Here is a 13,997-nt window from a genome sequence, read left to right as displayed (position 1 = left end):
GTAGTCCTTACTAATAATTGGCCAAGGACCAAAAAGAGGGCCTATTCTGATAGACTTTCCCCGTTAATCCAGTTTACTCTTCTTTTTGAAATGTAACGTCAAAGCGCTATGTAGACGTGTTGTGCTACTTTACTAACATCTTTCTTCACCGGACCAAATGACCTAACGTTATTCGATTTTAATATTACATCTGTCTTGTGGTTGTCTTGCGGTGACAGTCCCCTTTACAACTCTGAAACTATTCAGATAACTCAAGTCGAAATACAAAAAAAGATCCACAGAGATTTTTCTCTACTGGATCTTTCTTCTTGTGTTAACCGGTGCAAGTCACTCACTTAAAAGTAATAAAAAATCCCTCCATCGTGCACATGCCCGAAAAACGAGTATCGGAATTTACTGAATAGTGTCCAATTTGTTCAGGGGACTGTCACCACCAAAACTATTTTCCTCCTCTTCCTCACAATAGGTACAGTACAACTGCTTTTCATATTCGGACAAGTAAGCCGGTAACAAATCGATATTTATAAAAGGATAGGGTGGCGATTCTTCCGTTTTATAATAATAGTATGAACTATATGCATAAACCTCCATCGACGGTACCATTGGATGCCTTGTATTAATTGGATTTCGATGGATATAGCGACTCACTTTCAATAGGCCCGCTGGATTTAGAATCATATCGGAATAATACCTGCTTTCATACAAAAAGCCGGTATGACCATAACTTCTCTTGTAGTAGTCACTATAATAACGATTTATATAACTCATCACTTTTCCAAGATGCACTTCCGGAGAGCGAATTAACAAGTGATAGTGATTCGACATAACACAATAAGCAAGAATTGTGAATGGATATTTGTCGTTTGCATAGCGAAGCGCACGAAAAAACGCCTTAAAATCAGCTCGATTCCCATAAATATTTCCTCGATTATTCCCCTTCATAACTACATGGTTATATAATTCTGGATGCCACTTCCGTGCTTTCCTAGCCATATGCATCGCTCTTTCTGCACCAGATGCAGTCCGTTCTAAAATTAAATCTTCTTTTGTAATCAATACAGTTGTTCTCCATAAAACGATTTCCCCCTTTTTCACTGTAATATCGTAATAGCACCGCTCCAGCAGCAATTAACTATTCAAAACGAATATACCAAATCGGCGAGTTTTCTTCAAACCGTGAAAATTGAATTTTCAAGCATATTTTCCACGTATTTTTACATAATATCCCCTTTTTTCACATACAAAGTCCCGATTTTACGCTAAAAACAGCACTCAAATTACAACTTTGGCTCTTTTGAATATATTTTCGTATAAACGAGAGTTATTGGGGTTGTTGGGGTGACAGTCCCCTTTACAATTCAGACACTATTCCGATAACTCCGCACACTTTCAATTTTGATGGTTGTAAGATATTGAGTCTGATTTTCCCCAGCCTATTCAACTAATTTTTCTTAACTTAACCCTCCCTTAACCTTGCTCATTTACGATGGAGAGGTTTAGAGAATAGGAGGAGAAGAAAATGAAGAAAATAAAATGGTTGATTGGTACATTTATTCTTTCAATTTCAATGTTTTTAGCACCAATGGCACAAGCAGCTTTTTCAGACGTTTCTGATAAACATCAATTTAAGGGTTATATTGATCATCTGGTTGAATTGAATGCAATCGGTGGCTATCCAGACGGGACATACCGTGTAGATAATAATGTAACACGTGGCCAAGCCGCTAAGATTTTAGCAGTTGCACTTAAAATGCCTTTGATTAATCCCGAAACTCCGACATTCAAAGATGTACCAAAAACGAACGATTTCTATACCTATATCGAAACACTAGCAGCAAGAGGAATCATTGGCGGCCAAGCCGATGGAACATTCAATCCTGGAAATAGTTTAACTCGTGCACAAATGGCGAAAATCCTTGCAAACAGTTTTGATTTAGCGGAAAAATCTTATGTTGATTTCAAAGATGTTGATCGGAACGAATGGTATTATCTAAATATTGACCACGTTGCAACTGCTAAAATAACTACAGGTTACCCTGACAATACGTTTAAACCAAACGGAATCGTAACGCGTGGACAGATTGCGGCATTCGTAAGTAGAGGAATCAATGGCTATGACAAAAGTAAAGCAAATTACCGAAACGTTTACTTTGATATGTCCAAAGCTCAGGTAAGAGCTATTGAAGGCGTTCCATCATCAGAAAATGAAAAGTACTTGGTTTACGACAATGTTAAAGGAGATCCACTAAACGCGAAAATCACTTATACTTTTTTCTACGGTGAGCTTGATATTATGGATTTTGATTTTGATTTAAGTCATATACCTGCTACCGAAGAAGCAACACAAGCTTTTTTCAACGACATTGTAAATACAACATTTAAACCGATGTTTGGAGATGTTACTTCGAATGAAAAATATGAATGGATGCACTCAGATTATACCAATGACCTACTATATGCCTTTTGGTCTCAAACTATAGCGAAAAAAATCGAATTAGTACTCAAAGTGAATTCTGTAGAAGAAGGACCAACAATGAATTTGAATATTAGGAGATAACGGTGACAGTACAGAGAAAACCCCTTGATTCTTTATGAATCGAGGGGTTTTTTATATTGATAAATCACTCTTCTATTGCAGGTCAAAATGAGTGATTGGTGATAATGGTCAAGCGAAATTAATGATTCGCTACATATAACAAACTCGCGGATTTCAACCTTTTTCTAACCGCAATCCCAATCGACGCTGCCAGTGCAGCTTTTATGATCCCAACTGGAATAAACGGTGCAAATCCACCCATAAATGCAGCTTGCCATGGAATTTCAGCAATAAATTTTAACCAAACTGTTCCAAAAACTAATGTGATGATCATCCCGATCAGATTGGCAATAATTGCGTTTCGAACTGTGAAACTCGTTTTCTCCAAATAAAAACCAATGATAAACGCCGCTGGTATAAAGCCAAATAAAAAGCCACCCGTTGGACCAAACAAACTGCCTAAACCGCCTGACATGGACGAAAAGACCGGTACTCCAACCGCACCAAGACCTAAATAAACGAGTACCGACACAGTCCCGTATCTGGCCCCCAAAATCGTTGCGGCAAGGCCGATTGCCAGTGTTTGTCCTGTAATTGGGACAAGTGGCAATGGAATCGTCACTTGAGCCAACACTCCTATTATTGCTGCAAACAATGCTGTGACAATCATCATTCGTAGTTTTTGATTCGATTCTGTCATTATGTATACGTCCCCCTCTTTACGTTAACCCTAATACTTTATAGGTTAACTCATATTCTATACGAATCGAGAGGAACTTGTCAATCACTATTTTGCGGTACCTGTGCATGAAACAACAACAAACAATTCAACCAATTGTATATACATGTAAAAACGACTACTTTCCGGACATATACCTAATATATATGTAATTGTAGTGTATAGTCAGAATATTTTCGTGCACAGGTACCTAACATTCATCTATAGATGGCAACACATCACTAGCTGGACAAGTCCAATATACAAACATTGAAACTAACCAGCAAAGTGAAATGAACGAAGAGGATAACGGCGATGACTTGGGTCTTGAGACGAAAGTAGATCTCATTCAAGAAACAGCACTCATTACTTCGGGTACTGGAACCATCAATCAAACCCAATCAGCAGAAGCCTCAGGGGAAATAAACTCAAATGGTAAACAGCCGGCTTTTTCTTTAAAGGTTTTAGTTAAAAATGGACTTGAAATAATAAAAAGAGGCGCAGATACGTTTATTAAAGTCATTCAGCGTATCGACATTAATGAAGATACAATTGAAATTGTTGAGAATGAATTCCTGTTAGAACATAATTTAACTGGACAAGTACAGGAATATTCAAATATATACGATTGGGGTACTTTGTATATTATTAATAAAGCAATCGCCAGTATAATGAATGATGATATTACAGCATTTATGGAAAGCATAATTTCATTTGACTTTGTTCTTGGTAAACCTAAAAATGAAGATAATGACAAAGAAGAAGTAGATGAAGAAGATGATGATAATGGAAATAACAACGGAGAAGACAACGGAGAAGACAACGGCAATGGCAACGAGGAAGGAAATGGAAATAACAACGGTGAGAACAATGGCAATGGCAACGAAGAAGGAAATGGAAATAACAACGGAGAGAACAATGGCAACGAAGATGCTAATGCAAATAACAATGAAGAAGACAATGCAAATAACAACGTAGATAAAAATGAATATAGCTATGAAAAAAACAACGCATATAACAACAAAACCAACTACATCAATTACATCAAAAATAAAAAAGACTCGATAGTATGGGAGTTGGACAGTGATAATGATGGAATAGCAGATTTCTTAGAAATTTTTAAGTTTAATACGAATCCGTTTAACCCAGATACGGACGGTGACGGACTGACAGATTTATATGAAGTGACTTATCTGGATGCCAACAAAAAGCATAGTCTTCAAGTTACTCGCCTAACTAAACAGGAAAGATTTAAATATTTATTTCAGATGGATTACTCACCAAAGGATTTAAATCCACTAATGAAAGATACAAACCAAAATGGGATAAACGATGGTGAAGAGGACTTCGATCAGGATGGTATAATCAACGCATGTGATCTAAACCCATACGACGGACTGAGTAATTATTTGAGCGATTGGTTGAATAATGCAAGTGGACAAGCCCCCTTTTTCCGGACACAACAGAAGTTTTGCGCTAGCCAGAAATAATCTGTAATCAAAAAGGTCAACCTCCATTGATGGAAGTTGACCTTTTGCATGAATATTGTTTTATTTGCATGGTGCATGTGGTCGACCCGTACATTAAAAATCTAGAAAAAAACAACCCTTCAACCGATTACTCGATTGAAGGGCTGAATTCTTTGGTCTCATTCAACATTGTTGGAATAGTGTCCAAGTCGTGTAGATGACCTTTCACACGATATTAGAAGACGTGAAAAGGATCATAGATTATTTTAGTTGAACGAGAATGTATACGTGTCTGCAAATGCTTTGGTATCAATGGTTCCTGTTACAGTGAATTGGATAGAGTCTCCTTTTAGGGAGCCTATTCTAGTACTTCTATCAATAGGACTTTCCACCAAATCCCCAGCTATGGAATTAACTTTAGCTAGAGCCTTAGTAATCATTTCCGTAAAATCAATATTACTGTCAACATCTTGCTTTGTTAAAGGTATGATTACAGGTTGGTTTTTGAAAGTAAGGTTAAAGGTTACAGCAACAGTTGCAACTACTGTATTGTCAAACGCCTCGAATACATCGATTGCAGCCGTTTCAAAATGACCAAGTGTCTCATTTCCTGAAGTTTTTACTGTGAATATATTTCCCGAGAAACCCGTTATAACACTACCGGAACTATAATGTGCATTAAGTTGTGAATTCAACGCTGTATTTCCTGCCGCATAAGGTGAGGGTGATGGAGTTTCGTCGGAATTTCCTCCACCAGTACCGCCGCCGCCAACATTTGTTCCTGGTGTCGCGTCAGGGTTTGTTACTCCGCCGATTTGGCCGATGTTGCCTTTGACTGCGCTGTAGTTTTTAATCACATTTTCTACTTTTGCGCCTGCAGGTAGGACGATGTTGCCGATTGTTGCGTTAGTTCCTAAAGTGATGTTCGAGTTTGGTGTGCTGATAGTTAAGCTGACGACATTACCGTCAATTTTGATGTTGGATGCACCGGCCGTTACTGTTACCGCTGGAATTGAAATTCCTTTATCCGCAACTAAATTGACGTTGGATGATACTGTAACCGCTCCAACTTTTGTCGTTCCTCTTAATTCAAGTGTAACAGCACCTGTTTGTGAAAGGTTTACAGTGCCAAGTACCGAGTTATGGAAAGTAATTTGTGCCACAGACTCTTCTGCTGCAACTGTTGAAAGTACTGTACCGAACGGAACTTCAAAAGCGACTGCATTTCCGGAAATATTTGAAGTTGCTTTTGCTAATGCACTAGCTACAGATTTATCAGAAACATTTGTTGCTCCTTTAACTGTAACTCCGTCGGCTTTGAAAATATGAGCCACTGATTTGCCGATTTCCAAATTACCGTTAATCGTTAAGTTATTCAAATTAACGTAATCGCCATTTACTACTATATTTCCTGCAAATGTAGATTTTTTACCATCGAGTACAACGTTGTTTTTAGCGTCTCCGCTCGCTTTAATTTCGATAGATTTTACCTTTGTAATTACGTCGTCTACCGTCGTAAATTCTAGTACTGCACCTTTAAGGGCTGCTAGGTTAGAAGGGTTAAATAGAGTTTTCAAGTCTTCTGAAAGTTTGAAAGTTCCAGTTGACAATTCTACTGAATCTGCTGTTACGCTTATAACTTCCGCTTTCTCTTGAGCAGCAGCTTCACTTCTTACTACGAATGAAGCCATTTGTCCTCTCGTAACGAAAGAATGCGGTGAAAATGTTGTTGATGTAGTACCTTTTGTAACTGCATTTGTAAGTAATGACTGAACATAACCGGCAAACTCATCTTCAACCTTAACGTCTTTAAAACGAGTGTCAGTAGGTGTTTCCGTTTCAAGTTCGAAGCCAAGTGCGATGATTTTCGCCATTTGAGAACGTTTCAAAGTTACTCCTTGCCCGAATGTACCATCAGGGAAGCCTTTGATGATATTATTTTGTGCTAGTGCCGCAATTGCGCCATAGTACTCATCTGTTACTTTCACATCAACAAAACCAGGGTTTTTAACGTTTTTTGTATCCAAATCTAATACGTTGGCAAGTATTTTTGCCGCTTGTCCGCGAGTAACTGCTTGATTTGGCTTATATGTACTGTCAGGGAACCCTCTTAGAACCCCGCGTTCTACTAATTGTAGTACGTCTTGGTAATAGTCTTGTCCTTTCTGTAGATCTTTAAGAGTTGAAGCTGCTGCATCTGCAAATGTCGGAACAACTGCAACGAATGCACCCGTAGCGACAGTTGCCGCAAGTGTAGCTTTAAAAAGCTTCTGGTAAGAATTCGAATATTTTTTCATAGTAATTTCCTCCCTATAATTCATGTTATTTATTAAAACATTCACATCCCCTTATATTTCACTATACATTCTCAATTTTAGCCTTACTATTTACCCACCTTTCGACATATAAAGCTAAAAATTATTTTATGAAGGTGCCACAGTGACTTACACAACTTAGGTACTACTCCAACAATTGCATCAAATTGTGTGCAGGGCATTCAGAATCTATCAATAAAAAAGCTTGAATTGCAATATTAAGTTAACCATTTAAATTCCGGAATAAAATATATGAATGAAAATACAGCAGAAACAGTCAAAATAGAAAATGCCCGCCAACCAATTTCTCGGTTAGAGGACAATCTCTTTCATTCACTTCACGAATTATCTGATTACTGCTTTAATCGCATCGTGCACGCGCTTTCCCGTTCTTCAAATGAAGATGTCCGCTCTTTTCTTCGGGATATCCGCTCTTTCTGGTCGGATGTCCCCTCTTTTGATGAAGATCTCCCCTCTTTTATAGGATGTCCGCTCTTTTCTTCAGGTTGTCCGCTCTTTTTGGTCGGATGTCCGCTCTTTTCTTCGGGATGCCCGCTCTTCCGATGAAGATGTCCGCCCTATTCTTCGGATAGTTGTATGAGATACTGGCACCGGTTTGAAAACACCCCCCGTGAATGGTTTAAATCAAAAATATCCCCCGACCATAGTTTTTGTCGGGGGATTCACTGTTATAATCTTTTGCTCACTTTATTGATCCAGACTTACTGTCACTGTAAAATGAACTTATTTTACGTAGAAGGTACCTAGTTTTTCTGTTTTTAGTGTCATTACACCATCTTTATATTTTCCTTTAAGCGATTTATTCGAACCAGATTCGTAGACATCCAACTTCTTTGCATCTTTTACTTTTGATGCATCTACGTTGAATTCAATGTCGAATTTATGCTGGAAGCTTGTCATCGGAACTACATCACGTCCTTTTTCCACGAGGAATCCGATTGAATAAACTGGAGTAATGGCTCCTATCACATCACTGGCTTCTACTTTCACATAAAAGCTGACATTTCCAGTCGACACTTTTTCAAGCTCCTCCATCACTTTCTTGAATGCAATTACTTCTCCACCGTTAAACGTGAATTTGACATCCTTTTTCGATTTGATTATTTCACGGAGTAGGCTTGCTGATATTTCTACTCTAACATCCGTAATCTTTCCTTTGATTTGTGGAAGTGCAATGTCAATTTCTTTTGCTTTTTTATCGTCCAACTGACCTTGTAAGTCTTTTATTGTTAGTACTTTTGTAGATTCCGTACTTTCCTCTTCATCTTTCTTCGTTACTAACACTGATACAGTTGCGACTACATCTTTATGCGAAACTGTAATCATTGCATTGCCTGCCCCAATTGCTTTTACTGTACCATTATTCACAGTGACAACTTTATCGTCACCACTTGTGTAGTTAGCATCGGTGGTAACAATTGATTCTGTTGTTTTTCCGTCCCCGTATGTCAATATCGCTTTAACTTCCAGTTGACCCGTGTCACCCACTTTAAGTGCTAATGTGTTTGGTGTGACAGCTAGTGTTAAGGTTGGTAAAGCATTTGGTGTCACTTTTAATTCTTTTGTATCTCTTACCCGAATCCGTTGACCTCCAGCGAATTCACCGGACAAACCGACAGCTTCAAGCGTATCCCCAATCTTCATACTCGGTATAGGACCCGACTGATTGGCGATGTATCCATCTACGAAAACAAGTAGTTCACCAGAACCATCATTGATAAAGTACGAGCTTTCATCCGCAATGGAAATGACTTTACCCGTAATTTTCACTAACAGTCCCTGATTTTCATCAGATGTCGCTGAGCCGGTTGCAACTTCTTTCGGTTGAACTAGATCTCCACGCCCCAACTTTATAACATCGACATCGAAGTCGGAGAATGCAATTTCTTTGTTATTATCAAATGTGATGATGTGGCCATATATGCGTACTTTATCGCCAAGTACCAAAGATCCCTCGGGTACTTCATTGAACGCCATAATTCCGCCTGTCTCATCTTCTAAATAGAATGCATCGAAGAAAACACCGGCTGCTGTCGTTACTGTACCTTCTATAACAACATCGGTATCCTCGGCCAGTTTACGAGCATCCCCGATATCCGTAATTTTAGTATCCCGATGAGCCAACCAATTCACTGTGTTTATTAAGAATTGGACATTCCCTTTTGGTTCATACGATTCATCCATCTGTTTGTCGTTGAAGATGTTCATACCAGATACGATGATCCGTCCTTTGTCTCCAATTTCATCAGATGCGATTAACGGAATTGCTGAACCGCCGTGGTCATCTGACACATCGTCATAAACGAAACTGCCATTTTTGACGTTTCCTTGATAGGTCGTTTCGTTTCCTTTCGCAAGAAATACTACCTTTCCACTTTCCGTAAGGGCTGTGTTGTTCGGACCTTGGAGACTTGAACCGCTGTAATAGTCAATGAACGGTACGCGGTCCGTCACATAATTGTCTACAAGATCTGGATAGGCACGAACAGCAAATGGACTTACTGTTGGATCGCTCCAGAAGTTCCCCTTTTTACTGAGGTCGAATACGCCATCATGACTCGTACGTATTTCTGTTCCAATCTGCGCCAGAAGTTCATTGTTTATCGTTGAATCCGTTGAACCGTTATTACTTTTACCAAGCAAAAGAAGAGAACTCCCTGCTTTTACAAAATCGGCTACTGCCTTTTGCTCATCTGCAGTAAGAGCTGTTCTTGGCTGGCTAATCGCTAGTACTTGAACGTCTTTTAATACATCTGCAGTAATCGCTACTTTATTTTCTTCTACTTTATATCCCTCTTTTTGAAGAAGAAGAATAAAGTCTTTCAAGTTATCTTTGTATGTTCCACCGTCACCACTTGTATTTTCATTACCGTGTTTCGCATCAATTAACACGGTTATGCCAAGAGGTTGTTTCACTTGCACAGGTAATGTGAATTGGATATCTCCCAAGTCTGTTCCATCACCCATAGTTACGACTGCAATAATATCGTAATTCCCAGCCGTCGGTTTCTCCCACTTAACCGCAGCAACACCCGTACCTTTTGCAACGATTGAAGGGATCTTATTGCTTCCGATTAAGTTCTCCACTTTCACTTCATTAAGGTACAAATCAACGTTTACATCGTTAATCGTTTGTGTTCCGAAGTTGCCGACTACCGTCTTGAATGTTGCCGGATTTCCTTCAATTACGACACCGCCTTCGATGTCAATGCTGTTCACTTTTAGATCAACAGATTCTTCTTTTGACCAGATTGGCGCGGAGTAAGCACGCTCTCCGTCCATTTGTGTCACACGCACAACAAACCATTGTTGTCCGCTTGCTACCGTGTATGATGGATTCCAGTTAAAATCGTTCGTCATCGGAGAATACGAATCAACTACCTTACCTCCGTTTGAAAGTAACTCCACCGATTTTACACGGTCATCTGATTGATAAGCATTCGATAAATAGTCGTAGCCAGTCGCTTTTGATTCAGCAACTAAATCCTTCCCTGAAATATCAAATTGAAGTGTCTTACTGTCTACCGTTGACCCCATATAATAGTCGTTTGCTAGAACGTCCATTTCAAAGTTCGGATCTTCAGTCATGTACACTCGCATGTTCCGCATTGAGTGTAACAAGGAGTCGTTCGTCAAATCTTCTGACACGATGACCGTACGTGCATTTGTTTGTCCCCATGAACCGTCATGGTTATCTTCGCCGTAAGTCGGCGCAACATGCCAGCCTAGGTCTAACGCTGAAAAGTATTTATTTTCCGCATTTGCATATGCATAATGTCCGGAGCCGTTTCCAACTTCAAACATCGTAAACAACTTATCTACTTCTTTATCATACGGTTTGAAGTCATTGAACGCACCCTTACCCATATCTGGGTGATTGAATTGGGCGACGACATCGTCATAGGTGAGTACCCAAGCATAGAATTTACTAAGGTCTTGGTATAGTTTGCCGTTGACGTTGCGGTCGATGAAGTTTTCCGTACCGAAAACATTCGCATGTCCCCAAGTTGTTGCTGTCATTTCGAACGATGGGAACACAACGTATTCTCCGTCTTTTGTATATTCTGCTGCTAGATCCTTTGTTAACTTCCAATCCGCACCACCTGTACGTTCTTGAAGACCGTCACGATCGACTGTATCTTGGCCAAGCAAAGTTGGGTCGATATCATGTGAGTGATCGGAGAAAGCAAAGAAATCATACCCATACTTTAGTCCAGCCTTTACCGCATCCACGGGATTTCCCGTTCCATCATGTGAAATATTTGTATGGTTATGAGTTGTGCCACGGTAATGGGTTCCCCCAGTAAAGCGAGGTACGACTTCAAACGTCCACTCTTTTTCGGTTAGATTGCCCTTCATATCTTTTGCAGATACTTTCACCCTGTGAACAGCGATTTCTAAATCCGTGCTCGGCGTGAATTTTACCTGTGTTTTGGAAATGAAAGCATCTGTGATTTTCTCACCGTCTAGGTAGACTTCTACAGACGACTCATCCACACCACTTGGATCTTCCATTAACACTGAAATTTCCGGACGCGAAGTTTCAACTTTGCTTCCGTCGTCAGGCGTTTCTGCGTAGAAGTTGGGTCCCTCTTTATCCTCAACTAATGCAACTTTAAAAGGTGCCCCACTCGTTCCTGCAAACTTGCTCTTTTCGCCCGCTTTTGCTTCGATATAATACTCAAATTCTTCGCCAGTGATTTTAGTATGATCCAAAACCGCAGTGTAACGACCTTGTGGATCCCCTGACATTGGCAGGTCACTGTAAGTACCATCCCCTATATTTCGGTAGAAAACAGTGACTGATTGTGCACCATCTGCAAAAGCTTCAAATGTGATATTTGTATCTTTGTATGCTGTTGCTAATCCTTCGTGTGACAAGCCCAGAATGGACGCGATATCTCTTGAATCACGCGGGAATAATTGATAGCCGTCATTGGCTGTCACTTTCGTTGTATATTGACCGATGACACCTGTGAATGTATAGCTTTTATTCGTAACAATTTGCGTATCCATATCAATCTTCGTATCAATCATCACTCGGAGTAATGTTGTTTTTGCATTATCGTCTGCAATTGTCACGTTGTAGCCCGTACCGGCAAGGACAGAGTTCGTCACTTTTCCGCTGACGGTTGCCAGACTTCCTTCAAGAGGTTCAATGAAGTTAAACGTATTCATATCTACAATCGTTACATCAACTGGAGTTGGTAATACGTCTCCTTCATTGATTCGTAATACAGCAGTCGGTTCAAACTCTGTAAGACCATTATAGTAAATAACTTTTCCTGTCACTTTCAAACGATCTCCACGATTAATCTTCAGGTTGTGATCAAAACTACCAAAAACATTAATCCCTGCAGTTTCGTCTTGTATAAAGAAGTTATTTTTTTGGGCACCTAGTACCCCGTTTTCAAACGTGACAACACCTTCAATGGTAAAAAACTTATTCAAATTAACTGGTTTTCCTTGTGCATCGGATTTTCGTACATCTTCAATCGTTGCAATGCTTTCATTGGAAGCCTTTGTGATTGAAACCGAAACACTTTCCAACATGATTCCATTGGCGGTATGGTTTTGCTGAGTCACATAGACTGTATCCGGTGCATTTTTGAATGTTGTACTAAAATCACCTGTTGCGTTTGCAAAAACAGGTTGACCGTCTGTCGGATTTAAGCGGTTCACTGCTTCTTCGTCTGAATAAACATATATTTGTGCTTTAGAAAGTGCCGCTTTCGTACCGATTAACGTCCCATTTCCTTGCCCATCCACCATATAGCTTAATGCACCTTGAGTAAGAGACGCTGTAACTTTTGCTACATCAACAACAGTTGCGTTACTCTCGGGTTTATCCGTCGTTGCTGTAATGTACAACTTTGTTAATGCCTGTTCTGAGGTGAATGAAGCCCCGAAAGAGCCATCGCCCCCTGCAGTCACTTCAGCCAATGCAGCTCCAGAAGTATTTTCATAAAATTTAACCGTTGCTCCATCTGGGACCGTGCCCTCTTCAGCGGTAACTGTAATTTGTGTACCTTCTTGGATAAATTGAATCCGACTGGCGATTGGTTGAACCGTTTCGTCCATTTCAAATTTTTCTGTCGGGCTTTCTGAATTTCTCGGTTTCGGAGCAGCCGTTGCAAAGTCAGCCCCATTATCGTCCGTATCCCAGCCATTGCCCAAGCCTGCTGTAAGGGGAATTGCTGCGTAAGGTAGACGTTGCGCGCTAAGAGTTGCGCTTAGATTTTTCGTAGGACCTGAACCCTCAAATCCATTTGCGGTTGTTCCGAATCCAACAAAATCGACGACTCCTGTTGGTAGAGCGCCAGCGAGTGGAACGGTAGTGTTTACCAAAGCTACTTTCCCAGCAGTTCCTGACATCGCAATCGCCCCAGAAGCATCGGGCGTCGGTAAAGCTTCAGTACCACCCGTACCTGCAGCTTCTTGGATTAAATAATATCCATACGCCTTAATTGTTCCTGAAAGTGGGGTTATATTTGTCCAACTGGTCCCTGCTGCACTTGTGTATTGAACAGACCAGCCGTCCAACGAGACAGCTGTGCCTGTTGGATTATAAAGCTCGATAAAATCATTCTTGTAAAAGGCGCCCGAATTTCCACCGCCGCCATAAACTTGGCTGATGACGATATCTTCAGCAATTTGTGCTTGTACTGTCTGTGTGCCCAAATGTGGTAAAAATGTTCCTAGTAGAAGGACAATTGTGAAAAGTATCCCTTGCCACCGCTTACTCCCCGTGTTTCTTTTCCTCATTTTCTTCCTCCTTATCTTCTTGAAATTAATCACCGACAAGTGTTATCTTTCGAAAAAAGGATTGTTACTCTCCATACTAACAGAATCTTCAGAGATAGATAGATTAAAGACAGAATAGTAGAACTACCATTTCATTAAAATAGGATACTCACAAACATACCTGTTCTCTTTTA

The 13,997-nt window shown here is 40.0% G+C and carries 7 protein-coding genes; 3 read left to right on the top strand and 4 right to left on the bottom strand.

What is annotated here, in order from left to right:
* Window positions 1-393: 393 nt before the first annotated feature.
* Window positions 394-1,056 carry a transposase gene (locus ACP8HH_RS02220; protein WP_438315263.1) on the bottom strand — a complete coding sequence of 221 codons (663 nt, stop codon included), beginning with the start codon at window positions 1,054-1,056 and terminating at the stop codon, window positions 394-396.
* Window positions 1,057-1,519: 463 nt separating this feature from the next.
* Here ACP8HH_RS02220 and ACP8HH_RS02215 point away from each other — a divergent pair, with 463 nt between their 5' ends.
* Window positions 1,520-2,557 (top strand): S-layer homology domain-containing protein, encoded by a 1,038-nt coding sequence (locus ACP8HH_RS02215; protein WP_438315260.1) that lies wholly within the window; start codon window positions 1,520-1,522, stop codon window positions 2,555-2,557.
* Window positions 2,558-2,675: 118 nt separating this feature from the next.
* On the opposite strand, the gene ACP8HH_RS02210 is transcribed toward ACP8HH_RS02215, so the two are convergent.
* Window positions 2,676-3,236 carry a biotin transporter BioY gene (locus ACP8HH_RS02210; protein WP_438315257.1) on the bottom strand — a complete coding sequence of 187 codons (561 nt, stop codon included), beginning with the start codon at window positions 3,234-3,236 and terminating at the stop codon, window positions 2,676-2,678.
* A gap of 311 nt (window positions 3,237-3,547) precedes the next feature.
* Here ACP8HH_RS02210 and ACP8HH_RS02205 point away from each other — a divergent pair, with 311 nt between their 5' ends.
* The gene (locus tag ACP8HH_RS02205) at window positions 3,548-4,744 is read left to right on the top strand and encodes a hypothetical protein (protein ID WP_438315255.1); all 1,197 of its coding nucleotides are present in this window, start codon (window positions 3,548-3,550) and stop codon (window positions 4,742-4,744) included.
* A gap of 245 nt (window positions 4,745-4,989) precedes the next feature.
* Here the strand turns inward: ACP8HH_RS02205 and ACP8HH_RS02200 are convergent, their stop codons facing one another.
* The gene (locus tag ACP8HH_RS02200) at window positions 4,990-7,020 is read right to left on the bottom strand and encodes an S-layer homology domain-containing protein (RefSeq protein ID WP_438315252.1); all 2,031 of its coding nucleotides are present in this window, start codon (window positions 7,018-7,020) and stop codon (window positions 4,990-4,992) included.
* A gap of 270 nt (window positions 7,021-7,290) precedes the next feature.
* Between ACP8HH_RS02200 and ACP8HH_RS02195 the strand changes: the two genes are divergently transcribed.
* Window positions 7,291-7,605 (top strand): hypothetical protein, encoded by a 315-nt coding sequence (locus ACP8HH_RS02195; protein ID WP_438315249.1) that lies wholly within the window; start codon window positions 7,291-7,293, stop codon window positions 7,603-7,605.
* A gap of 177 nt (window positions 7,606-7,782) precedes the next feature.
* On the opposite strand, the gene ACP8HH_RS02190 is transcribed toward ACP8HH_RS02195, so the two are convergent.
* Window positions 7,783-13,824 (bottom strand): CehA/McbA family metallohydrolase, encoded by a 6,042-nt coding sequence (locus tag ACP8HH_RS02190; RefSeq protein ID WP_438315246.1) that lies wholly within the window; start codon window positions 13,822-13,824, stop codon window positions 7,783-7,785.
* Window positions 13,825-13,997: the final 173 nt, after the last annotated feature.

Origin of the sequence: Sporosarcina sp. FA9 (assembly GCF_051550205.1) — a bacterium.
Classification (GTDB): domain Bacteria; phylum Bacillota; class Bacilli; order Bacillales_A; family Planococcaceae; genus Sporosarcina.
Note: the sequence above shows the minus strand (reverse complement) of the source record. Positions and strands in the feature narration are given on the sequence as shown.